This window comes from Kamptonema formosum PCC 10802 (assembly GCF_000332335.1).
Lineage (GTDB): Bacteria > Cyanobacteriota > Cyanobacteriia > Cyanobacteriales > Oscillatoriaceae > Oscillatoria.
Window position 1 is genome coordinate 869,883 of sequence record NZ_KB235948.1, and the last position, 24,525, is coordinate 894,407.

Sequence of the window (24,525 nt, forward strand, 5' to 3'; positions counted from 1 at the left end):
AATGGCGGCGGAAATGTCAAGTGCACTGCCGGTCCTGGAAGTGGAAAATCTGTTGCCCAATGGCCACGCTCATCACTTTGTGTACCAATGGTACACACAATGGCGGCGGAAATGTCAAGTGCACTGCCGGTTTGGGAAGTGGAAGATGTATTGCCCAATGGCCACGCCCATGGCTTTGTGTACCAATGGTACACACAATGGCGGCGGAAATGTCAAGTGCGCTGCCGGTTTGGGAAGTGGAAAATGTATTGCCCAATGGCCACGCCAAGGGCTTTGTGTACCAATGGTACACACAATGGCGGCGGAAATGTCAAGTGCGCTGCCGGTCCTGGAAGTGGAAAATCTGTTGCCCAATGGCCACGCCAAGGGCTTTGTGTACCAATGGTACACACAATGGCGGCGGAAATGTCAAGTGCACTGCCGGTTTGGGGAGTGGAAGATGTATTGCCCAATGGCCACGCCCATGGCTTTGTGTACCAATGGTACACACAATGGCGGCGGAAATGTCAAGTGCGCTGCCGGTTTGGGAAGTGGAAAATGTATTGCCCAATGGCCACGCCCATGGCTTTGTGTACCAATGGTACACACAATGGCGGCGGAAATGTCAAGTGCACTGCCGGTTTGGGGAGTGGAAGATGTATGGCCCAATGGCCACGCCCATGGCTTTGTGTACCAATGGTACACACAATGGCGTGCCGGTCAGGGAAGGCACCTGCTGTTGCTATGCTTTTAATCTGCTTATTTCAGCAAAAGTGCAAAGCCTGAATAGGCGCGCTTCCAGTCTTTGGGTAAGGGGTAAATGCCCGATTGCGAACGATAAAATTGATGGAAATGAGGCAAATTAAATGCCAAAAAACTTACTGTAGGTGGAGAAACTTATCGAGCGCTGACACCATTTTAGGGGGCCACCGGCGGACGCTGGCAACCCAGTTAATGTCTCTGTAGCGCGAATCCAGGCCCACGACAGCCACCCAGTTACTTTCAGCTTCTCCGAACTGTCCCTGTTGCCAGAGCGCAGCCGTCAGCGCCGCCCGCATGTCGGGAAACTTGGGGTATTTCCGCACTAAATTGCGCATGGTGCGAATGGCTTCTTCTGTGTGGCCGGTTTGGTAGAGGGCGAGGGCCCAGTTGGCGCGGGCGAAGGCGTAGTCTGGCGCTAGATTAGCCGCTTGCCGGTAGTCCGCCAGCGCCGCCTCCCACCGGCCCAGCCCTGCTTCGGCGTTGCCCCGGTTGTTGTAACCGGCAGCGTCTCGCGGATCGAGTTCCAGCACCCGGTTGTAATCCGCAATCGCCGCTTCGTACTGGCCCAGCCCTTCCAGCGCCGTGCCCCGATTCAGGTAGGGATCGGGCGCGCCGGGAGCGAGTTCGATGGCTTTCTTGTAGTCCCCGATCGCCGCTTCTAGCTTGTTCTGGCTGACTCTGGAATTGCCCCGGTTGCTCCAAAGCGCTGCGCTGTCTGGGAATTGGTCAATCAGCTGAGTCCAGTAGTTTTCAGCTGTGGCGAAGTCACCGGCATTTGTGGCTTCAAAAGCCTTTTTGGCCAGAGCGTCGGGCGCTTGCTGCTGGATCGCTGCCGGTGCCGGCACAGGTGCCGGCATCTCCGGCACGATGTGCCCCACCCAGCCGGCCACACTCACCAGCAGTGCCCACACCCCACTCAAAATCAAACTCATCATCTCATCTCCGCATATATAATTTGCAAAAAAGATAGGGGTTGGCAGTCGCAATTTAGCGCAAAAGCGGAACTGCGAACTTCTTTAAGTGCAATAAATAAATCGAGTTTTCTATCGTAGCACGGCGGCGCGGATTGGCGCACCGGCCAGTCGCACCTAGTGCCGGCTCAGTCGCACCTAGTGCCGGCTCAGCCGTACCTTGTTCCGGCTCAGCCGTACCTTGTTCCGAGTCAGCCGTACCTTGTTCCGAGTCAGCCGTACCTAGTGCCGAGTCAGCCGTACCTAGTGCCGGCTCAGCCGCACCTAGTGCCGGCTCAGCCGTACCTTGTTCCGAGTCAGCCGTTCCTCAACCTCTATCGCGTAACCGCTAACGCCTAACCCCTACCCCGTAACCGCTAACCCCTAACTCCTAAAATAAAGACAGCTGCTGTCCCGGATGATTGTAACCTAAGTGCTTCCAGGCTGCAGGGGTGGCGACGCGACCGCGAGAGGTGCGGTTGAGGTAGCCGATTTGCAGCAGGTAGGGTTCGTAGACTTCTTCGATAGTTTGGGCGTCTTCGCCGGTGGCGGCGGCCATTGTTTCCAAACCCACCGGCCCGCCATTAAAATGTTCAATCATCACGCTCAGCAAGCGCCGGTCAGTCCAGTCCAAGCCGCAGGGATCGACGCTGAACAGCTGCAAAGCTTCTGTGGCGACGGCTTCGGTAATCGCCCCCGCTGACTTAACTTCGGCGTAGTCGCGCACCCGCTTCAGCAGCCGGTTGGCAATCCGAGGGGTGCCCCTCGAGCGGCGGGCAATTTCTGCAGCGCCATCCGAGGTGACGGCAGTCTGGAGGATTTGGGCGGTTCGCAGCACAATCTGGCTGAGTTCCTCAACTTCGTAAAAGCGCAGCCGCTGAATCAAACCAAACCGGTCGCGCAGCGGAGAGCTCAGCGCTCCGACTCGCGTAGTTGCCCCCACCAGGGTGAAGCGCTGCAGGGGAATGCTGCGGGTGCGGGCGCTCTGCCCTTTGCCAACGGTGATGTCGAGGCGAAAATCTTCCATCGCCGGGTAGAGGATTTCCTCTGTCATCCGGGAGAGCCGGTGAATTTCGTCGATGAAGAGAATATCACCCGGTTGGAGGTTGACGAGCAAACCGGCAATGTCTCGGGGGCGCTCCAGTGCCGGAGCGGAGGTGATTTTGCACCCGACGCCCATTTCTTGGGCCATAATCAGGGCCATTGTGGTTTTGCCCAAACCGGGGGGGCCATAGAGCAGCAGGTGATCCAGAGATTCGTTTCTGGATTTCGCGGCTTTGATGCCAATATCAAGCAAGTCTTTCAGGTCTTTTTGGCCAATGTAGTCAGCGAGTCGCTGGGGTCGGAGTTTTTCTTCGAGCTTGCTGCTGTTTTGCTCGTCGCCGGTGGCTTCCGGAGCCAGCAGAGAACTTGCCGGCGGCGCGGAATAGGTTGCAGGTGACTCAGCCGCGCTCTTGCGCCGCTTGGGTTCTTGAGGCTGTTTGCTCGAAGAGATGATTGCCATGATTGCCGCCGGTCTTAAAATATTCCCCAAGATCAAGTTATCTTGAAAAGCAGGTTGGAGTACGATTGGTCAAGTTCTGGCTGGAGGATTTTTGACATTATGACCGCTGAAGACCTTTTGTCAGTCCCAGAAGATAAGGCCGCTGAAGGCGCGATGGCCATCACCCAATCTTTGCTCGACCGGATGGATCGCGGCGAGCTACAGGAGTCAGAGATTGAAGCGGAGATCGCCACAATCGCCACCAGTGAGAGCGGGGTGCGGGAGTTTTTCGTGACCTATCTGACGGATGACCGGCCTGTTGCGGACAGTCCCTCTGCCGGGGTGCTGCGGGGATTGCAGTCTTCCCCCGATATTGTTGCCGAACTGCTGGTGAAAAATCTGGTGATGTCATCGGCGACAGCTGTGGCCCACCGGCGATTGCAAAATGAGGAGATGGCGGCGAGTTCTGAGCGTGTGCGCTCCCGCTGCGTCAATTTAATCCAAAACCTGCAACTGCCAGCCATCCCAACTCTAGCGAAGGAAATGCGAGACAGCGCCAGCACCGGCTCGGGTGCCTACCAGGCGTTTCTCGACCGCTGGGGCTACGATGCCGAGCAGCGCCAGGCGATCGCGGAAGTCCTGCAACCGTTTGCCGCCGGCTGAGCTGCGCGCTGTGAGCCAACTGAGGGAACCCGTGGCCAGTCGGGGGGGGCTGGCAAAAGTGGCCATTGAGAGTGGCGCGCTGCGCGTGGGGGGCTGGGTGGCCTCCTTCAGTGCCGGGCCTGCCGACGGCTTCAAGCTTGCCTTTGCCGGCAGGGAACTCCGCGAGTTTGAGGTGGAAAAGGGGCTGTACAGTCCGGGGGTGAAAAAAGCCTTCCCCGACTTGGACTGCGCTGAGACGGCCAAATTCAGCATTCGCGCCCCACTGGACGAGTGGGAGGGGGCGCGAGAGGGTTTGGTGATTTTGACACCCCTGTTCAGCGGGCGCGAGGGGCGTCTGCTGTTCAGCATCTTGGGGGATTCCCTGCCGGTTCCCAGTCAGGAAGATGCCGATTTAATCGGTGGCAATTTCTATTTGATTGCCTTTGAGTTTTTGGGCCACATGTTACAAAGGGCCGGTTTGCAGCCAAACGACTGCGTGCTCGATGTGGGCTGCGGTTTTGGGCGCATGGCTTACTCCCTGGCTCACTACCTGACACCGGCAGCCCGCTACGAGGGGTTTGACATTATGGCCAATGCCATCGAGTGGGCGCAGCAGACCATTTCTCCTCGGTTTGAGAATTTTAATTTTCGCCTCGCGGACATCTGCAACCCGATGTACAGCCCCAACGGAAGGGTGCCGGCGCAGGAGTTTGTCTTTCCCTATGAGGCAGAGAGTTTTGATTTCGTCTTGCTCAGCTCCGTTTTCACCCACATGCGCGCCGGTGAGGTTCGCCATTACCTCTCGGAGATCCGCCGGGTACTCAAGTCCGGGGGGCGGTGCTTGTGCACTTGCTTCCTGCTCAACGAAGAGTCGCAATGGCTGGTGGCGGCGGGAAAGAGCTCCCAAAATCTCGTTTATGAACTGGAGGACTGTCTCACCGCCTCGATCGAGGTGCCGGAGGGTGCAATTGGCTTCAGGGAACCGCTCCTGCTGGAGTGGATTGCCGAGCGAGGCTTCAGCGTGCTGGGAAAATACGGCGGCTCGTGGTGCGGGCGTGCGTCGCTCACCACCTACCAGGACATGCTGATCCTGCAAAAAAAATAAAAAATATGCCTAGAATCTTAATTTAAGGTATAAAATGCCGCTGACTGCCTTGAATCTGGACAAAATGCAGGGGAAATCCCCTCGCAGTTGCCCCGGTGAAAAGAGGAGGTAGGGGAAATCCCCTCGCGGCTGCCCCGGTGAGGAGAGGAGGTAGGGGCAATCCCTTTGCGGCTGCCCCGGTGAGGGGAGGAGGTGGGGGCAATCCCCTCGCGGTTGCCCCTGCCGGCGGTGTGTTTAGGTGGTGTAGTGGGTGAGGAGTACGGAATTGGTCAGAACAATTAGAGGAGCTGTCAGGAAAGCTGGCAGGGTTAACCGCTTGGCGCTGATGGAGTCCAAGTGGTGGCTGAAACTGGATCTGCTGAAGACCTTGGTGCGGCGCGAGCTAGAGGCGCGGTATAAAGGGTCAGTGCTGGGGAACTTGTGGCCGCTAGTAAATCAGATTTCCCAGCTGCTAATTTACACGTATGTTTTCTCGATAGTGCTGAAGGTGAAGCTCAGCCTGCAAGGATTGCCAGAAAATAACTTGACCTTTGGCATGTGGCTGTTTGCCGGCTTGCTGCCTTGGATGGCATTCACCGGCGGGTTGCTGCAGGCGTCGTCTTCAGTGGTGGCGCAGCCGAATTTGGTCAAAAAGGTGGTGTTTCCCCTGGCGCTGCTGCCTTTGGTGCCGGTGCTGGCGGCGTTCATCGAGAGTTCGATGGGGCTGATGGCCTTAATTGTCCTCGTGGCCCTCACAGCGCACACGGCACACAGCAGCTTATGGCTGCTGCCGCTCGTGTGGCTGCCTCAACTGCTGTTAACGGCGGGTTTGGGGTACTTGGGGGCGGGTCTGACGGTGTTTTTGCGGGATATTCCCCAAACTGTGGGAGTAATTCTGAATTTTTGGTTTTATTTGACGCCGATTTGCTATCCGGCTTCTGTCATTCCAGAAAATTGGCGGGCGGCGGTATTTTGGCTGAATCCGATGGCGGCGTTTGCTGAAAGTTACCGCGATCTGGTTCTCGTGGGACAGGTGAGGCACTGGGGCGAGTGGGGGACGGCTTCGGTGATATCGTTAATAGTGTTTGGCGCAGGCTTGTGGTCGTACCGCCGCTTGCGACCGGCATTTGCCGATGTCCTGTAAGCTTTTAAACCCCTGGAAAAAAGTTACGGTATTTCACCAGATTATTTTCAGTTTTAATAACAGCCATGCCAGAAGTCGCAATTTCACTGAAAAATGTGTCGAAGTGCTTTAAGCGCTACAGACATCCCGCCGACCGGCTCAAGGAGATCCTGTTGCCAGGTAAGAGCAGAGCTGAGGAATTTTGGGCGCTGCGCGATATCAATCTGGAAGTGCCAAAAGGGCAAACCTTGGGAATTGTCGGGCGCAATGGATCGGGAAAGAGCACCCTGCTGCAAATTGTTGCCGGCACTCTGGGCGCAACAGCAGGGGAAGTTAAGGTGAGCGGGCGCATTTCAGCGCTCTTGGAACTGGGGAGTGGGTTCAATCCGGAGTTTACTGGCCGGCAGAATGTGTTCTTTAATGGTCAGTTGCTGGGGCTGACGCACTCTGAGATTGAGGAAAGGTTCGATGACATTGCTGCCTTTGCCGATATCGGCGATTTTATCGAGCAGCCGGTGAAAACTTATTCCAGTGGGATGTTCGTCCGGCTGGCGTTTGCGGTGGCGACTAGCGTGGAGCCGGATATTCTGATTGTAGATGAGGCGCTGTCGGTTGGGGATGAAGCTTTCCAGCGCAAATGCTTCGCCCGCATCCAAACGATTCAGGACAGAGGGGGAACTATTCTGTTTGTCTCTCACGCCGCTTCGGCGGTGATCGAGCTCTGCAACGCTGCGGTGCTGATGGACCGGGGGGAAATGCTCCTGTCTCACAAGCCTAAGGTGGTGATAGACAAATATCACAAGTTGATTTACGCGCCCCCGGATAAGGAAAAGGGATTGCGCGAAGAAATACGCAGCTTGAATCAGGCGACGGTTACTCCTTTGAAATCCCATCTTGCCGGTCGCGAGAAAAGCCCGCTGTCCGTTGTGGCGGGCCGCGCCGGTGCGGAGGAGAAGTGGCTGCGGGAATTTTATGACCCGGATTTGGTGCCGGCAAATACGATTTCCTATGTCCCTCGGGGTGCCCGGATTCTCAACCCCCAAATCACTACACAGGATGGCAAAATTGTCAACCATTTGAACAGCCGGAACACTTATATCTACACTTACACGGTGGCGTTTTACAAGCCGGCTTCTAAAATCCGGTTTGGCATGCTGGTGAAAACCCTGAGTGGGTTTGAGCTTGGGGGCGCTTCGGCTTCCGCTTCCAGCCAGTCGATCAGCTATGTTGAGGCGGACACGACTCTGGTGGTGAAATTTCAGTTTAAGTGCTTGCTGAATCCGGGGGTGTATTTTTTAAATGCCGGTGTGTCCGGCATTGTTGACGGGAATTTTACCTACTTGGCTCGCTGTATTGATGTCGCGATGTTTAGGGTGCAGCCCCAAAGCAACTCTCAGGCAAGCGGGATCGTTGATTTGATGATTGAGCCGAGCTTGTCCGTGATGGAGACAGGGAAAAAAGTGGAATTTGTCTGAGGTGTGCCGGTGGACAAGAAACCCGGTTTCTTAAAGAAACCGGGTTTCTCAGTACCTCACAAAGGATGAAAACCGCTATAATAGTTTTGACCGCAGTACAGCCGGCCTGTCCCAAACACGCAATTGTGAGACGTTCCGATGAATAGCAGCGATAGCCTAGGGCACCAGAAAGCAGAAATTATTAAAAAGTTTGGGGAGTGGACAAATCACAACATCCGGCTTGCCGGCGAGACTCACACAATTGATAAGGAAGCAGTTACGGGGGCTGAAGTCAAGTTAAGGCGGGTGGCGCAAACAATCGCCGACTGGTCAGGGCAGTCTTTTGAAAATCTCCGGGTGCTAGATTTGGCTTGCTTGGAAGGTCTGTATGGCATAGAGATGGCACTTCAGGGCGCGAAGGTGGTCGCCATAGAAGGGCGAGAAGCCAATGTAGAAAAAGCGCGCTTTGCCAAGGAGGCTCTCTCTCTGGAAAATATTGAGTTTTTTCAAGATGATGTCCGCAATCTCTCTGCCGAAAAGTACGGCAAGTTCGATGTGGTTTTGTGCTTAGGGATATTTTACCATCTGGACGCTCCCGATGTTTTTCAATTTCTGGAAAGCATTGCGGAGGTCTGCCACCGGCTCGCAGTAATCGACACCCATGTCAGTGCGGTTGCGGAAAAGTGCTATGCTTACAAGGGGAACAGCTACTGGGGGAGAGTTTATCCTGAACACAGTCCCGATTCAACGCCCGAGGAAAGGGCGAAGTCCCTGTGGTCATCGGTGGACAATATCAACAGTTTCTGGCTGACTCGCCCGTCTCTGTACAATTTACTGGGGCGTGTGGGGTTTAGTTCAGTTTACGAATGTCACAGCCCGATGGTAAAAAAGTATGAAGTGATGAGAGCCAGACAGGAAGCAGATCGCAGTACATTTGTGGCGGTTAAAGGTCAGCCGGTGCGCTTGCTGTCATCCCCACTCATGAACGAGCTGCCTCAAGAAGACTGGCCAGAGAAAGAGGATCTTCAGTAAATTTATTGAGTTTATTTAGTAAAATGTTTGAACCGCTTGCAGGGAGGTGGTAAAAAAGATGGCATCGACGCTGATAATAACTGGAATGCACCGGTCGGGAACATCCCTAATCGCTTCCTTCATAAAGGCGATGGGAGTGAATTTAGGGGAGAATCTCTGTGAGGCTGACTGTTTTAATGTAAAGGGTTACTTTGAAGATGTTGATTTCCTTGAATTTCAGCGCTCGGTGCTGCAACAGAGCTGCCGGTGTGAGGAGGCGGGATGGCCAGACTGGGGCTGGACGGAAAGTGAGTGGCTCGATCGCGAGAAGTTTCAAGAGTGCGTTAAACCGGCACGGGATTTAATTCAATCTCGCGAGCGAAATCCAGGCATTTGGGGCTGGAAAGATCCGCGCACCTCTTTAATGCTGGATTTTTGGGATGAATTAATTCCTGACGCCCGATACTTGTTTGTTTACCGGCTCCCCTGGGATGTGGCAGATTCTATCCTCCGCCAAAACCGCCCTATTTTCTACAGCCGGCCTGACGTTATTCTGCGGATTTGGGCGTATTATAACCGGCATGTGCTGGACTTCTACCGCCGGCATCCGGAACGCTGCATCCTGCTCAATATTAATGCGCTCATCCAGTCGCCCGACCGGCTGGTTAAACTGCTGGAGGCTAAGCTTAACCTGAAAGCAGCGAGTTTTTCTCTTGACAATTGGCGAGAGATTTACGACGAGCGCCTTTTTAAGAGCGTGAGCTTGACTCATCCCCTCGTCCAGATTTTGCGGCAGATCGCACCGCAGTATTTTTCCCTGCTAGAAGAGTTAGATAGGGCAGCGGATTTGGCGAGTGATTTTTCTTGTGAAGCTTTAGAAGCGGGGGGTTTGCCGGCAGAAATATGGCCTTTATTGCTGCACTGGCAAGGATTAGCGAATCAGTTAGAGGTTCAGAGTCTTTCTAGCCGGTGCCAGCAAGAGAGAGCGGAACTTCAGTCGCAAATCGAGCAGCTGCAGCTGGAGATTGCCACCCTAAAGAAGTCGAAGCTGTGGAAATTGCGCAGCAAGTTAGCGAAGTTGTTTAGAAACCGGGGTTCTTCGAGAAACCCGGTTTCTAGCCCCACAACCGAAAAAGAGTGAGAAGAGATGTATACATCAGGGAAATCGCCAAGCGAGGAGATATCGGTATCCGTTGTGATTCCTTGTTACAACCAAGGGGAATTTATCCTGGACGCCATTTCTAGTGTCCAGAGTTGCAGCGAGCCGGTGTGGGAAGCGATCGTAGTCAATGACGGCTCTACAGATCCGGTGACTCAGAAAGTTTTAACCTATTTGAAAAACAGTGGCTATCAAGTCGTAGATCAGAGCAACCAGGGGCTGGCGCAAGCTCGCAATAAGGGAATCGAACTGGCCAAAGGGCCATATATTTTGCCGCTAGACGCTGACAATAAGATAAGAGGGGATTATATAACCAAGGCGATTGCGATCCTCGACAGACACCCAGATGTGGGGGTAGTGTATGGGGATGCGGAGCTGTTTGGAGACCAGACGGGGGTGAGGTCAGTCCCCGATTTTGACCTGAACAGAATGCTCAGGGGGAACTATATTGATGCCTGCGCTGTGTTCCGCAAGGTTCTTTGGCAACAGTGCGGGGGGTACGACCCAAAAATCCCAAAGAAATTAGGGTATGAAGACTGGGATTTCTGGTTGAGTGCGGCAGAAAAGGGATGGAGATTTTATCACATTCCAGAGGTTTTGTTCGACTACCGGCTCCGCTCGGACTCGATGGTGAGTTTTTGCAATATTCCAGAAAACCGCAAGCAACTGTTGCGGTATATAGCGACTAAGCACATCGGGCTTTACGCGACTAACTTTGCGAATATTTGGGCGGACAAAGAGTTTGCTTATTTAACGGAGAAAGCCCGCGCTGAAAGCCTGCTGGGGCAGCTGGAGCAAACTGAGGCGGAATTGGCAAAATCGGGAGAGCAGCTGCTGGAAGCGCAGGCGCAGTGGATGGGGGAGCTGCAAAGGGCGCAGACGCAGCTGCAGCAAGCGGAGGCGCAGTGGGTGGCTCAACAGCAAAGGGCGCAGCTGCAGCTGCAGCAAACTCAAGCGGCGCTGCTGGGCGCGCAGGCGGAGCTGGAGCAGTCGCAGAGCCGGCTGGAGCAAACTCAGGTGGCGCTGCAAGCCGAGCTGAAGCGCTCCCAGAGTCAGCTGCAGCAAGCGCAGCAAAAGCACATCGGGCTGCAGGGAGAGCTGCTCAAGGCGCGAAGCGAGGCGCAGCAAATTCGGGCGGAACTGGAGCAAACCCAGACTCAGCTGCAGCAAAGCCAGACCCAGCTGCAGCAAAGCCAGACCCAGCTGCAGCAAAGCCAGACCGGCTGGGAGGGGGAATTGGCCCGCTGGCAGGAGGAGCTGCAAGAAAAGCAGTCCGCACTGGAGGCGTCGCAAGCGGCGCTCGACGCCATACGGACGAGCAAATTCTGGAAGTTGCGGACGCAGTGGTTTAAGCTAAAAAAGGTTATGGGTTTGGGAGCTGACGCTTAAGCGCGTAGTGGCATCCCTGATGTCCTTCGGGTAGGCGAACAAGTTTATAGGTTTACAGACTGATGTTTGAAAATGCTGTCTCGCGGTCTAAACGTGTGCTGTCACGGATAAAGCAGCTGTCCGAGATTTGGAGGACGAGAGGAACACGGCATGCCTGGGCTAAAGTGTTCAAGAAACTGTATTTGAAGCTAGATGATACGCCGGCTCCTGTGGAGGTGGCTCCCGCAATTACTCACCATGAAGATACTTATCAGATATGGCTGAGACAGAATTTCCCCCGCCCTGCAGACCTCCGCAAAATGGCGGAGACGGTGGAGATTTTTAATTATAAGCCGGCGATCAGCATTATTATGCCGGTGTACAACACGCCGGCACGTTTTCTCCACGAGGCGATTGAGTCGGTGCTCAATCAAGTCTATCCTTACTGGGAGCTGTGCGTGGCGGATGACGCTTCAACGGCCCCTCACGTCAAACATATATTAAAAGAGTATGCCGCTAGAGATGAGCGGATAAAAGTCGTTTTCAGGACGGAGAATGGCCATATTTCCCGCGCCTCGAACTCAGCCCTAGAAATCGCCACCGGCGAGTTTGTGGCGCTGCTGGATCATGACGACGTGCTGACGCCGGACGCCCTGTATGAAGTTGCCCTGCTGCTCAACCGGCATCGGGAGGCGGATACGATCTATTCGGATGAGGACAAGATTGACGAGAGCAATCAGCTGAGAGACCCTTTCTTCAAGCCCGATTGGTGTCCGGACTCGTTCCTGTCGAGGATGTACACCTGCCATTTGGGCACCTACCGGCGCTCCCTCGTGAGCGAGATAGGAGGCTTTCGAGAAGGCTTTGAGGGCAGCCAGGATTACGACCTGGTTTTGCGGCTAACCGAAAAAACCGACAAAATATTTCACATCCCGAAGATTCTCTATCACTGGCGGATTCACCCCGCTTCCACGGCGAGCGATATAGAAAACAAAACTTACGCGACCGATGCAGCGGTTAAAGCGATAACCGAAGCCCTTTACCGGCGCTCCGAACCGGGATTGGTGACGCTGACGGTGGGCGGTCACACGATTGTTCGCTACCATATCCAAGATTATAGCAAAGTCAGCATCATTATTCCGACAAGGAATTTCGGAGACATTTTAAACCAGTGCCTGACTTCGATTTTTGAGCGAACGGTTTACCCGAACTATGAAGTGCTGGTCATCGATAACGGCAGCACGGAGCAAGAGACAGCAGATGTCATCGACAAGTGGCGCACCAGGGAGCCGAATCGCTTTCGCTGTGAGCTGCTGGATATTCCTTTTAATTACTCAAAGATTAATAATTATGCGGTCAAGCAGTGTGAGGGGGAGTACCTGCTGTTTTTGAACAACGACACGGAGGTGCTGGCAGACGACTGGATGAATGCGATGGTGGAGCAGGCGCAAAGACCCAGCATTGGAGCAGTGGGCGCTTTGCTACTCTACCCGGACAGGACTATTCAGCATGCCGGTGTGGTGGTGGGACTTGGGGGAGTTGCCGGTCACAGTCACAAGCACTTTCCGCCCAACTCGCCGGGGTACTACTATCAACTGCAGACGGTGAATAACTATTCGGCGGTGACAGCGGCGTGTTTGATGTGCCGGCGGGAAGTCTTTGAGGAAGTGGGCGGGTTTGAGGAAGAGCTGAAGATAGCGTTCAACGACATTGACATGTGTCTGAAAATCGCGGAAAGAGGGTACAGGAATATTTACCTGCCTCAGGTGGTGCTGTATCACCACGAATCCAAGAGTCGCGGGTTTGAGGACACTCCGGAAAAACAAGCGAGATTTGCGAAAGAGATAGACTACATGCGGCGCAAGTGGAAAAAGGTGATCGCGCACGATCCTTGCTACAGCCCGAATTTAACCAGGGACCGCGAGGACTACAGTATAAATGTGTGAGAGGGGGTGAGGTGTGCCGGTAGGGCTAAAGCCCAACTACAAACTTTGGGCTGAAGCCCAACTACAAACTTTTGGGCTGAAGCCCAACTACAAACCTTTGGGCTGAAGCCCAACTACAAACCTTTGGGCTGAAGCCCAACTACGAACTTTGGGCTGAAGCCCAACTACGAACTTTGGGCTGAAGCCCAACTACGAACTTTGGGCTGAAGCCCAACTACAAACTCTACTATTATGCCAGATTTCCTGATTATTGGGGCGCAAAAGTGTGGGACGACATCGCTGTATCACTACCTGATCCAGCACCCCCAGATTCGACCGGCTGCACAAAAAGAGCTGCATTTTTTTGACCTGTTCTTCAGTAAAGGAGTGGAGTGGTATCTGGAGCAATTTCCCCGCCGCACCGCCGGCGCTGGGTGGCTCACCGGCGAGTCGAGCCCCTACTATATCTTTCACCCCTTAGTGCCGCAGCGAGTCTGGCGGCTGTTTCCCGAGGTCAAACTCATCGTCCTGCTGCGCGAGCCGGTGGCCAGAGCGTGGTCGCACTACCATCATGAAGTTAGGCTAGGATATGAGAAGCTGTCCTTTGAGGACGCCATCGCCCTCGAACCGGAAAGGCTCAAAGGAGAAACCGAGAAGATATTAGCAGATGAGACTTACTACAGCTTCAATCACCAGCACTGCACTTACCTGTCGCGGGGCGCATACGCCGAGCAGCTGCTCAGCTGGATGGAACTCTTTCCCAAAAAACAATTCTTAATTTTGAAAAGCGAAGATTTCTACGCCAATCCTGCTGAAAGCGTCAAGCAGGTGTTTGAGTTCCTGGGGTTGCCGGACTGCCGGCTGCCTGAGTACGGCAAGTACAATGCAGGAGAGTACCCTCCCATCAGCGATGCAACCCAACGTTACTTGAGAGAGTATTTCCAGCCCCACAACCAGCGCTTGGAGAAAAATTTTGGCATCACGCTCTCTCACCCCTGACCGGCCACAAGCTTTGTGAGGGTTTCGGTTTAGTTTACAGAAGTCCACATACCAAAAAAGCGCCAGTTTTTGCGAACACTATGAGAATCCTCTTCCTTCACCCCAATTTCCCAGCGCAGTTCCGCCATGTCGCCACCGTTCTAGGGAGCGACCCAAAGAATGAGGTTGTTTTCGGGACGAAAAACGAGCGTCCGGAATGGGTTATCCCGGGGGTGAGAAAAGTCCTGTTCACACCCAGTCGCGAAGCGCGTCAGGAGACTCACCACTATGTCCGCCCATTAGAAAATGCCGTGCTGCAGGGGCAGGCCATGTTTCGGCAGGCTGAGGAGCTGAAAAAAGAGGGGTTTGTGCCGGATATTATTTACGGGCACTCCGGTTGGGGTCCGACGCTTTTTATGAAAGATGTCTTCCCCAACGCAGCGCTGATGTGTTATTTTGAGTGGTTCTATCACGCTTTTGGGTCGGACGCGAACTTTGACCCAGCGGACCCCCTGAATGCGGATGATATTCCGCGCATCCGCGTAAAAAATTCGCCAATGCTGCTGGATTTATACTCCTGCGACTGGGGGCTCTCGCCCACCTACTGGCAGCGCTCTCAGTTTCCCAAAGAATTCCACAGCAAAATTAGTGTGCTGCACGATGGGGTGGATACGGAGTATTTCAAGCCAGATCCGGGGGCGAAAATGGTTTTGCCCAATCTGGACCTGTCGGGTGCCGATGAAATTGTCACCTATGTGGGGCGGGGGATGGAGCCTTATCGAGGCTTCCCGGAATTCATCGAATCGATTGCCTATGTGCAGGAGCGACGCCCCAACTGCCATGTGGTGATTGTGGGAGCGGACAGGGTTTGTTACGGCAAAGCTTTGCCCAACGGCGAGACGTATAAAGAGCACATGCTCAAGAAAGTGCCGCTGGATCTGTCGCGGGTTCACTTTGTGGGAACGCTTCCCTACGGACTGTATTTGAAAGTGATTCAGGCTTCCTCGGCGCACGTCTATTTGACCCGACCTTTTGTGCTGTCTTGGTCGATGATTGAGTCGATGTCGGCAGGCTGTCTGGTGATTGGCTCTGATACGCCGCCGGTGGCGGAAGTTATCCGCGACGGGGAGAATGGCTTGCTCGTTGATTTCTTCTCGCCGAAGCAGATTGCTGACCGAATTGATGAAGTTTTGGATCGCCCGGCACGCATGGCGGAAATCCGCGCCAAAGCTCGCCAAACTGCTCTGGAGCGCTATTCCCACGCCGAGTTGCTCCCCCGCCACATCCAGCTGATTAAAGATGTTGCCGCCGGCAAGCTGCCGCCGCTGCAAGAGGAAAAAGAAAAAGCCCCGAAACAGAAGGGAAGTAAAGGGTTTGCTGTGAGTAAGGGCAAAGGTGCGCGCGTAGGGTAAAATAAAAGTTGGCAGGAGTGGCTTGAACTCTTGAGCCACGAACCAGGGGGAGGCAGCAGCCCACCCAGAGGGCGTTCCCAGGCAGTAGGGCCGGTGGGGCACACGGAGATCGCTCCGAAACAAGGGGATAAGGCGTAGGACAGGCGTCCCGCCTGTCCCTAAGGCTTAACAGCAAAGGCGAGCGAGAAAATATATGCGTTTTATCGAGACAAAACTCAGGGGTGCATTTATAATAGAGCCAGAACCAATTGAGGATGATCGCGGCTTTTTTGCCCGGACTTGGTGCCGGCGAGAATTTCAAGCCCACGGGCTGAATTCGCAATTGGTGCAGTGCAATATCTCGTTCAACAAGAAGAAGGGCACGCTGCGCGGGATGCACTACCAGGAGCCTCCCCATCAGGAAGCAAAGCTGGTAAGATGCACTCGGGGGGAAATTTACGATGTTCTCCTCGATTTGCGCCCCAGTTCGCCGACTTTTAAGGAATGGGTGCCGGTAGTTCTGTCTGCAGAGAGCCGGCGCATGCTTTACGTTCCTGAAGGGTTGGCTCACGGGTTTCAGACTCTGGAGGACAGTACGGAGGTTTTTTATCAGATGTCGGAATTTTATGTTCCTGAGTGCGCAAAGGGTGTAAGATGGAATGATGCGGCGTTCAATATTGAGTGGCCGGCTGACCAGCGGATCGTCTCGGCCAGGGACCGGCAATATCCAGACTTTAGGTTATGAAAAGAGTTTTGCTGACGGGTGCTACAGGATTTATTGGCCGGCACTGCCTGCCACTGCTATCAGCGAGAGCCGGTGAAGTCCATGCTGTTTCTCGCAAGGCACCCCAGCCAAACCGGCAGGACATAAATTGGCATCAAGCTGACTTGCTAGACTCTCAGCAAGTCTCGAACTTGATAGCCAAAGTGCAGCCAACTCACCTCCTGCATTTTGCCTGGTTTGCAGTGCCAGGAAAGTATTGGACTGCCTTGGAGAATTTTCGCTGGGTTCAAGCGAGTCTTGACTTATTGCAAGCATTTGCGCAATATGGTGGGCAGCGGGTGGTGATGGCAGGAACTTGTGCGGAGTATGATTGGAGATATGGCTACTGTTGTGAGCGAGTGACGCCTCTTTTGCCGGCGAGCGCCTACGGGATCTGCAAGCACGCTCTCCATCTGATGCTGGAAGCCTTTTCCGCACAGACAGGACTGAGTGCCGCTTGGGGGCGCATCTTCTTTGTTTACGGACCCCACGAGCATCCCTGCAGATTAGTGCCCTCAGTGATTTGTTCTTTATTGCGAGGGGAAAAAGCTCACTGCTCTCACGGCAATCAGATTCGCGATTTTTTGCCCGTTTGGGATGTCGCGCAAGCCTGTGTCACCTTGCTAGAGAGTCAGGTTTCAGGAGCGGTAAATATTGCTTCTGGGCAGCCGGTGGCTCTCAGAGAGATAATTTACAAGATTGCCGAAAAAATGGGCCGGCCAGACCTGATTCACTTAGGATCTCTACCCACCCCTGCCAGCGACACTCACTTGCTAGTTGCTGATGTGAGCCGGCTGACTGATGAAGTGGGTTGGTCGCCAAGCTCAGACTTGGATGCGGGATTAGAAAAAACAATCGAATGGTGGAGAGCCTCCCTCAGTTATTGATTTGTATAAGGGCAAGAATATGAAACTAATAATAGATACTGAAGCTCAAAAAATTATAAAAGAAATCGGGGGCGAGCGAGAGGAGATCGACCTTTACTCAAAAGAAGCTTTTGAGTTAATCTCCCACCACTGGCTCAAAGTGGGATGGAATCAAAAATACACCTATACATTTAGCTGGATGGGGAGGCCCATTATTCAGCTGCCTGAAGACATGTTTCGGATTCAGGAAGTCCTGTACAGAGTCAAGCCCGATGTCATTCTCGAAACAGGTGTGGCTCATGGCGGATCGCTGGTTTACTACGCCAGTTTGTGCAAAGCGATGGGAAAAGGGCGGGTGATTGGAATCGATGTCGAAATCCGACCTCACAACCGCAAGGCGCTGGAAACCCATCAGCTGTTTCCCCTGATTGAACTCGTAGAAGGGAGTTCAATAGCACCCGACGCAATCAGTCATGTAAAATCCCTAGTAAAACCAGGCGAAACAGTTATAGTTCTTCTGGATTCCTGCCATACTAAACAGCATGTTTTAGCCGAATTGGAAGCTTATCACGACTTGGTGTCTCCCGGTTCTTACATCATTGCAGCAGATGGTATTATGAACGTACTTGAGGACGTGCCGCGTGGCAATCCCGAATGGATTTGGGACAACCCCGCAGCGGCGGCAGCAGAGTTCGCTCAAAAGCACCCAGAATTTGTCTTAGAGGCACCCAATTGGCCTTTTAATGAAAGTGAATTGAGTGAGAGCGTCACGCATTGGCCAGGTGCGTGGCTGCGGAGACAGTAACCGGGGAGAAAATCACCCGCAGGAAGCGAAATTCATTATAGCATATTCGCAACTGCTTCAGCCTTCTCTTCTCTTTCAGCCAGCTCTAATAAACTTAAATTATTTTGGAGGATTGACTCATGTCAGGGAATCTTTTTTCTATCGTCATCCCAACCCGCGAAAGGCACGACACACTGAAATATTCAATTCAGAGTGTTCTCCATCAAACATACAGAGAGTTTGAGCTAGTAGTTATGGACAACTTCAGCAGTCCCGAAACCGCTGAGGTTGTCAAATCATTTGACGATCCGAGAATCAAATACTATCGGGCACCTGAAAGACTCTCCATGTCCGACAATTGGGAATTGGGGCTCTCCCACGCTACCGGAGAGTACATCTTTATTTTGGGAGATGATGACGCTTTAATGCCAGATGGACTTGAAATTTGTTGCGAAATATTAAAAAGATTCAACTTAAAAATTGTATCGTGGCGCAGAAGCTTTTATTGGTGGCCAACTGCCATCGCTCCTTGGAGGCGCAATCTGCTCAGCGTCATTTTATCACAGGAAGCAAGTATCTCCAATCCCAAAGACACACTCAATAACGTTTGCAAATATCAGCTTACTTACGAAAATCTGCCAACGATTTATAATTCCTTTATTCACCGAGATGTGATTGAAAAGGTGAAGTCTGTGGGCGGCAGATACTTTATGTCTTATTGCCCTGACATTTATTCCGGTATTGTCAACTCTTATTTCTTCGATAGCTTTTTATACTCCTATCGCCCCCTCTCAGTCGCTGGAATTTCCGGACACAGCACAGGCGCGTCACACGCCTATCGGAGTATGGAATCGCAACCTTATAAAGATTACTTGCAAGAACACAAGACAGATATCACAGAGAGACATCCCGCCCTCATCAATTCTGACAGCGAATATATAATCCTTGCTGACGTTTTCATTCGCACCAAAGAATTATTCTTTCCCGATGACGGCAATTTTGCCATCGATATAAAAAGTTGTTTGAGCCGCATGGCTTTGCGCATCAATGTAGATTCGGCAAACTATGAAACTACTTTGAACCAGATTAAAGCCCTAGCGCAAAAGTACGGAATTCCTCTTTCAGCCTTAAACATACCGGCCAAACTTACCTATGAGCCACAAGCACCGCAAGGACCGACTTTAGACTCTCATGGCTCACTAATTTCCCTGGCGATTAACTGCGAGCAAGCCGGCATAACCAATGTCGCTCAAGCCGCGATGCTAGTGCGCGGAATTTTGCCCCCGATAAGCACTCTCAAAATTAGCAATAAGACGGGACGTCCGTTGGAACTGCAGAAGACTTCACCGGCTCCAACTCAACAAAAAAATCTTCACCCCCCAACACCACCTCAAAAATCCGCCGGCTCGCCCGAATTCTTAAAGCAGCTAGCCGGCTGCGCCAATCTCTACCAGATAGATCCCTCCGAAGCATCTGTCACAGACGAACTGCGACAAGCTCGCAAACAGCTCGCTGATTTTTGGCTCAGCGCCGCAACAGACGACTTGGAAAACCTTTACTCAGGCGATGCAGGGAAAAGCCATCAAATCCTCCTGAGCAGCGGCATTAAAGAACAGCAATTAACCGAAACAGAGCGAGTTTTCGCCCATGAATTAGCAGCACAAATTACTGAAAAATTAGACAGCCAAAAACTCATCCAATACCTGCTTGCGGCCACATTATACCGGCCAGCCGGCCAGATGCCGGTGCCCGACAACCTGCCTCACCTCCCCAACTGGTTTCTCGCTGATTACGAACGCTTGCTATAGCGGTTTTCATCTGAGTTAGGTACTAAGAAACCCGGTTTCTTAAAGAAACCGGGTTTCTGGCATGTACTTCATCCAACTGAAAACCGCTATAACTTTGTAATCACAACCCCATTTTGGAGGACAGGCGGGACGCCTGTCCTACATCAGGAGGTAACTTTCCTCGCTAAAAGTTCCTGAAAAACCCCATACATATCGCCAGCGAACTTTTGCGGGTCCCACACCGGCGCTAGATTTGGCGGCTGCTTAGATTTCAGAAGCTGCTCCCTGACAGCATGCCGCAAATCAGCATCCTTCCCAAACTTAATCCCCCACTCCACATACTCTTCCCAACTGCCAGCAACCCCCGCTTCAATCCCCATACTTTTCAGGAAAGAGTGCGCCACTCGCGAGTAAAACTGCTCACCCCTTCTCGTCACCACCGGCAAATTAAACCAGAGCGCCTCCAAAGTCAGAGTCCCGCCATTACATGGATAGGAATCCAGCAGCACATCCCCCAGCAAATATCTCGACCGGTGCTTTTCTTCAGGCTCCACAAACCCGAGAAATTTCAGCCGGTGCAAACCCACACCCTGACGAGCGCACTCTTCCTTATACATCGACTGAACAACCTCCAAATCCGCCTTCCCCCTGTGTAACAGCAAACTGCTGGGCACATGCTTGAGGATTTGCACCTGCGCTCTCACCAAATCCGGGTTCAACTTTCTTCCCGGAGATACAGACATATACACAACCTGATCCGAACTTATCCGCAGCGCTCTTCGCGTAGACTCCCCTTCCAAAGGCGCACTTTTAAACCCAGAAACAGCCATAAAAGAATCAGGCATCCTCACCAACTGCTCTGTGTAATGCTGTTCCGTGCCGGCGGGCAGCGTGTGCCAGTCGCAGAGAAAATAATTGCTCCCCGATATAAACGGCGGTTCCCAACCCAACCAAGACACACAAACAGGAGCCGGCTGCCCATACAGTATCTCTGCGTGAGCCGGAACCGTCACAGAATCCAAATCCACTAATATATCCAGCTCATCCTGCAATATCTGCTCCCTGACTTCCCGTGGATCTGCCACCTCTCCATTCAGCAGGTATTTTTTAGGCCAATAGAATTTCTCCGCCACTCCTTCAAATAGCTTCGTTCGCTCATCCGCTTCCAACTTTCCCGTCACATACAGGAAAATGTGAGGAGTAATCGCCGATAGCTCCCGAATGATGTCAGCGCAGCACCAGCCCACCGAATGCTTTTTGAAATGCCTCGATATAAAGCCAATCCTTAACTGCCTGCCTTCGCTACTTTTACTGAATCGAACGCTCGCCTCACCGTTATTTTTTAGTCCCGATATTTCCTCTAGATTTTGGACTATTTTTTCGCCCCCTAATCTAGCCAACTTAGCATTCTGTTCCAGATCGTCTCGCAAGTGCGGAGCCAGAAAGAAAAACAGACTGTACAGCGCGATCGCATCCTTTCCGCTCAAACTGCCAGCCTTTTCGTGTATGAGCGCTTCAGTTTGCAAAAACTTCTCCGCAGCCACCTTACTCAAGCCAGATTCCAGATAAGCGTTGATAAAAAACATTGCCGCCTTCAGCTGGCTTTTCTCCCCAGCCCCCAGCACAAACCTGTCAGCCGCTTGTCTTAACGCTGAACTATTAGTTTTCCACACACTGTTGAGTAGCGCGCACAAATTCTCATGGGCTTCAATCAAATCCGGTTTCCACTCAATAGCTTTCTGGAAACTGGCAATCGCCGCCTCAATTTTCCCCTGCTGCTGAAGTGCCAGACCCATATTAGAGTGCGCCTCGGCCAGACTCGGTTTCAACTCCAGCGCTTTTTGGCAGCTAGCAATCGCCTCCTCAGGCTTGCCCTGCTGTACAAAAATCGTGCCTATATTGCAGTGCGCTTCTGCCAGGTCAGGTTTCAGGGCAATCGCTCTTTGAAAACTGCCAAAAGCCTCATCCAACCGGCCCTGCAGCAGAAAGGAACTGCCCATGTTCAAGTAAAAATCCGCAGTCCCAGATCCGGCACTTAATTCCATCGCCTTCCGCCAGCAAGCCACAGCCTCATCCAGCCGGCCTAACTGCTGCAGCGCCTTACCCAAATTCGAGTAGACAGCAACCAATTCAGGCTTCAGTTCCAGCGCCCTCTCGTAGCAAGAAATCGCCGACTCCAACTGACTTTGCCTGTAAAACATGCTGCCCAAATTAGCGTGCGCTTCTGCAAACTCAGGCTTAATTTCCACCGCCTTCGAGTAAGCCCGAATTGCCGCATCAATTTTACCTTGCCCTTGCAGCACATTCCCCAGCGTTTTGTACCCGGGGGCGAAATCCGGCTGAATCTTCAGCGCCTGCTGGCAAACACCCAGCGCCTCCGCCAACCTCCCCCGCACAAAATAAACCTCGCCTAGCTGGTTCAGCGCCTCAGCGCTGTCAGGTTCAATCTCCAGCGCCTTTTGATAGCTGGCAATAGCCTCATCGAACTTGCCGGCATCTTTCAGTTCATTGCCGGTTTTAAAATGAATTTCAGCTGACTCTGACTTCACCGAACAACCTCACTCAATTCCTATTGGAAAACCGCTGTTTTTTTCTGGACAGGCGAGACGCCTGTCCTGCGTCACGATGCTGTTTTTTCTGGACAGGCGAGACGCCTGTCCTACGCCTGGATGCAGGGGGTGGGGTTCAGCACCTTACTGACCGCCATTATACAATTTTTAACTCAGGAATGGGAATAATAAAACACCCGCCCCTGCGCCGGTATTCAGCCTGCTGAGCCAAAATCTCCTCAGCAAAATTCCACACCAGCAGCAACACGCAATCTGGCATCGCTTCCAGCAGCTTATCAGGCGCACAGACCGGCAGGTGAGCCCCCGGAGTGTAACGCCCCTGTTTGTGCGGGCTGCGATCCGCCACAAAATCAATGATCTCCCCGCCAATCCCGCAATAGTTCAGCAAAATGCTGCCCTTCGCCGAAGCGCCATAAGCCGCAATCCGCTTGCCCTTTGCCTTCAAATCGCGCAGCATTTCTAGCAAATTGCCTCGCAGCCGCTCAACAGACGCGCCAAACTGCCGGTAAAACCCTATTTCACCCACCCCCCACTCAGCCTCCTCTTGCAACAAAAGCCGCACCCGACCCAAACCCTCATCCCCTTTTGCTGGAGATTTTACCACAAAAAGGCGCAGCGAGCCACCGTGAATCGAAACTCGCTCAACATCCGCCACCCGCAACCCGTGCCGGTGAAATAGCTCAGTCAGAGCAGTCAGCGAGAAATAGCACAAATGCTCGTGATAAATCGTATCAAATTCTACCTTATCAATCAAATCTTTAACATAAGGCACCTCAATTGCCGCTATGCCCCCATCCTTCAGCAAATGGCCAATACCAGCCACAAACCCATTCAGATCCGCCACATGAGCCAGCACATTATTGGCGTGGATGACATCAGCTTGCTTGCCCTTATCCTTGAGATTCTCGCCCAACTCCGAGCCGAAAAACTCGCACAGCGTTGGAATTCCCCGCTCCGCTTCCGCCACCCGCGCAATATTCACCGCCGGCTCTATCCCCAGCACCGGCACGCCTTTTTGGCGGTAATACTGCAGTAAATAACCGTCATTGCTGGCAATTTCCACCACCAAACTGTTGCTAGAAAGCCCGCGCTCAGCAACCAGCCTCCCCACCAGCGCCTCAGCGTGCTGGAGCGCCGTGTCCGAAAAAGACGAGAAATAGCAATACTCTCGAAACAGCAGTTGCGGCGGCACCGTTTCCGAAATCTGCAGCAAAGCACAGTGCGGGCAAAAAATCAAGTCAAGGGGATAAGTCGGCTCAGCTGCCGGCAGTTGCTCCGCAGCCAGCAGAGCATTGGCCAGTGGCATCTGACCCAGAGATAGCACCGGCTGCAAACCCGATTTGCCGCACGACCGGCAAACTGGCCACCCATTCCTCATCCAGACCCCCCCAAAAACTTCCGATACCAGTCAACAGTGCGCTGCAAGCCTTCCTCCAGCGCAAACAGCGGACGCCACTCCAGCATCAGCCTTGCCTTAGCCGCACTCAGGTACTGATAGCGAATTTCGTTGCTCGCCTGATTGAGCACCAGTGGCTGCAAGTCAGATCCCATAATAGCGAGAATCCGCTCCACCAGTTCCAGCACCGGCACCGGCATTTCGTCAGAAAAATTGAAAGCATGGCCGCGCAAGTCAGGGTTTTTGGCCAGCTGCTGGGCCAGAAGCGCGTAGGCAGCTGCCCCATCCTCAACATAAAAGTAGTCGCGCACATAGTGGCCATCAGAGCGAATCACCGGTTGCTGGTTGCGCAGCACCGAACGGACAGTCCCCGGCACCAGCCGGTTCCAATTCAAATCCCCGCCGCCGTAGAGATTGGCGCAGCGGACAACCGCCACCGGCAACCCGTAAGTGGCCGCATAGGACTGCGCGATCAGATCCGCGCAAGACTTGCTGACATCATAGGGGTGCCGGCCAATCAGCGGCGTCTCCTCAGTATAGGGCAGCTGGCCTGTTTCGCCGTAGGCTTTATCTGACGAAGCGACAATAATCTGGCGCACCGATGGACTGCGCCGGCACGCTTCCAGCAGCGACCAAGTGCCGCGAATATTCGCTTCAAAAGTGGAGAGGGGATTGCGGTTAGCGATGCCCACAATCGTCTGGGCGGCTAGGTGAAAGACCGTATCGATTTCGTACTCCCCCAAAGTCCGCTCCAGCAGCGCCAAATCGCAGATGTCGCCGCGCACCACCGGCACCCGCTCCAGCAGCCCCCCCCGCACCAGCTCGCTGAGCGGCACCCAGTCGCGAACCAAGCACACCACCGCCGCACCCCTGTCAAGCAGGTGCCGCACCAGCCACCCCCCCAGCAAGCCGGTGGCACCCGTCACCAGAGTTGGCCGGTCTTGCCAGAAATCATCGTTCTCAACCATGATTTGATTCTATTAGAGCATGGGGTATGGGGCATGGGGCATGGGGAATTGGGCATTGGGCTATGCGCTATGCCCTATGCGC

19 protein-coding genes are annotated in these 24,525 nt (G+C 53.3%); 14 read left to right on the plus strand and 5 right to left on the minus strand.

Going from position 1 to position 24,525, the window contains the following annotated elements; genetic code table 11:
* Positions 1-857: 857 nt before the first annotated feature.
* A complete protein-coding gene (locus OSC10802_RS0103860) occupies positions 858-1,673 on the minus strand; it encodes a tetratricopeptide repeat protein (protein WP_017715470.1) in 816 nt (271 codons plus the stop codon).
* Between the two features lie 409 nt (positions 1,674-2,082).
* Positions 2,083-3,195 (minus strand): Holliday junction branch migration DNA helicase RuvB, encoded by a 1,113-nt coding sequence (gene ruvB / locus OSC10802_RS0103865; protein WP_017715471.1) that lies wholly within the window; start codon positions 3,193-3,195, stop codon positions 2,083-2,085.
* A gap of 42 nt (positions 3,196-3,237) precedes the next feature.
* Between ruvB and OSC10802_RS0103870 the strand changes: the two genes are divergently transcribed.
* The 14 genes from OSC10802_RS0103870 (at position 3,238) to OSC10802_RS0103940 (ending at position 19,530) form a co-directional block, all read left to right on the plus strand.
* Positions 3,238-3,837: a sll1618 family protein gene (locus tag OSC10802_RS0103870; protein WP_369797054.1), complete on the plus strand. Its 600-nt coding sequence runs from the start codon at positions 3,238-3,240 to the stop codon at positions 3,835-3,837.
* Positions 3,838-3,847: 10 nt separating this feature from the next.
* Positions 3,848-4,921: a class I SAM-dependent methyltransferase gene (locus tag OSC10802_RS38600; RefSeq protein ID WP_198525056.1), complete on the plus strand. Its 1,074-nt coding sequence runs from the start codon at positions 3,848-3,850 to the stop codon at positions 4,919-4,921.
* Positions 4,922-5,246: 325 nt separating this feature from the next.
* A complete protein-coding gene (locus OSC10802_RS0103880) occupies positions 5,247-6,044 on the plus strand; it encodes an ABC transporter permease (RefSeq protein ID WP_017715474.1) in 798 nt (265 codons plus the stop codon).
* Between the two features lie 65 nt (positions 6,045-6,109).
* A complete protein-coding gene (locus OSC10802_RS0103885; protein WP_017715475.1) occupies positions 6,110-7,498 on the plus strand; it encodes an ABC transporter ATP-binding protein in 1,389 nt (462 codons plus the stop codon).
* A gap of 138 nt (positions 7,499-7,636) precedes the next feature.
* The gene (locus tag OSC10802_RS0103890; protein ID WP_017715476.1) at positions 7,637-8,509 is read left to right on the plus strand and encodes a class I SAM-dependent methyltransferase; all 873 of its coding nucleotides are present in this window, start codon (positions 7,637-7,639) and stop codon (positions 8,507-8,509) included.
* Positions 8,510-8,567: 58 nt separating this feature from the next.
* Positions 8,568-9,629: a sulfotransferase family protein gene (locus OSC10802_RS0103900; protein ID WP_082218237.1), complete on the plus strand. Its 1,062-nt coding sequence runs from the start codon at positions 8,568-8,570 to the stop codon at positions 9,627-9,629.
* A 6-nt stretch (positions 9,630-9,635) separates the two neighbouring features.
* Entirely contained in the window at positions 9,636-11,036 is a 1,401-nt protein-coding gene (locus tag OSC10802_RS0103905) for a glycosyltransferase (RefSeq protein WP_026098145.1), read from the plus strand.
* Between the two features lie 62 nt (positions 11,037-11,098).
* Positions 11,099-12,961, plus strand: a complete 1,863-nt coding sequence (locus OSC10802_RS0103910; RefSeq protein ID WP_063711955.1) for a glycosyltransferase family 2 protein — start codon at positions 11,099-11,101, stop codon at positions 12,959-12,961.
* A gap of 231 nt (positions 12,962-13,192) precedes the next feature.
* Positions 13,193-13,939 carry a sulfotransferase domain-containing protein gene (locus tag OSC10802_RS38605; protein ID WP_017715481.1) on the plus strand — a complete coding sequence of 249 codons (747 nt, stop codon included), beginning with the start codon at positions 13,193-13,195 and terminating at the stop codon, positions 13,937-13,939.
* Positions 13,940-14,019: 80 nt separating this feature from the next.
* The gene (locus tag OSC10802_RS0103920; protein WP_017715482.1) at positions 14,020-15,330 is read left to right on the plus strand and encodes a glycosyltransferase family 4 protein; all 1,311 of its coding nucleotides are present in this window, start codon (positions 14,020-14,022) and stop codon (positions 15,328-15,330) included.
* A 193-nt stretch (positions 15,331-15,523) separates the two neighbouring features.
* The gene (rfbC, locus tag OSC10802_RS0103925; protein WP_017715483.1) at positions 15,524-16,054 is read left to right on the plus strand and encodes a dTDP-4-dehydrorhamnose 3,5-epimerase; all 531 of its coding nucleotides are present in this window, start codon (positions 15,524-15,526) and stop codon (positions 16,052-16,054) included.
* A complete protein-coding gene (locus tag OSC10802_RS0103930; RefSeq protein WP_017715484.1) occupies positions 16,051-16,959 on the plus strand; it encodes an NAD-dependent epimerase/dehydratase family protein in 909 nt (302 codons plus the stop codon). The genes rfbC and OSC10802_RS0103930 overlap by 4 nt, the downstream gene beginning before the upstream one ends.
* Positions 16,960-16,978: 19 nt before the next feature.
* A complete protein-coding gene (locus OSC10802_RS0103935) occupies positions 16,979-17,743 on the plus strand; it encodes a cephalosporin hydroxylase family protein (protein WP_017715485.1) in 765 nt (254 codons plus the stop codon).
* A gap of 119 nt (positions 17,744-17,862) precedes the next feature.
* A complete protein-coding gene (locus OSC10802_RS0103940; protein ID WP_071593271.1) occupies positions 17,863-19,530 on the plus strand; it encodes a glycosyltransferase family 2 protein in 1,668 nt (555 codons plus the stop codon).
* A gap of 143 nt (positions 19,531-19,673) precedes the next feature.
* On the opposite strand, the gene OSC10802_RS0103945 is transcribed toward OSC10802_RS0103940, so the two are convergent.
* The 3 genes from OSC10802_RS0103945 to OSC10802_RS0103955 form a co-directional block, all read right to left on the minus strand.
* Positions 19,674-22,058 (minus strand): tetratricopeptide repeat protein, encoded by a 2,385-nt coding sequence (locus OSC10802_RS0103945; protein WP_017715487.1) that lies wholly within the window; start codon positions 22,056-22,058, stop codon positions 19,674-19,676.
* Between the two features lie 157 nt (positions 22,059-22,215).
* Positions 22,216-23,457, minus strand: coding sequence for a class I SAM-dependent methyltransferase (locus OSC10802_RS0103950; protein WP_026098147.1), 1,242 nt, complete (start codon positions 23,455-23,457; stop codon positions 22,216-22,218).
* On the minus strand, positions 23,454-24,443 hold the full coding sequence (locus tag OSC10802_RS0103955) for an NAD-dependent epimerase/dehydratase family protein (RefSeq protein ID WP_017715489.1): 990 nt from the start codon (positions 24,441-24,443) through the stop codon (positions 23,454-23,456). Before OSC10802_RS0103955 ends, OSC10802_RS0103950 begins: the two co-directional genes overlap by 4 nt.
* Between the last annotated feature and the right edge of the window lie 82 nt (positions 24,444-24,525).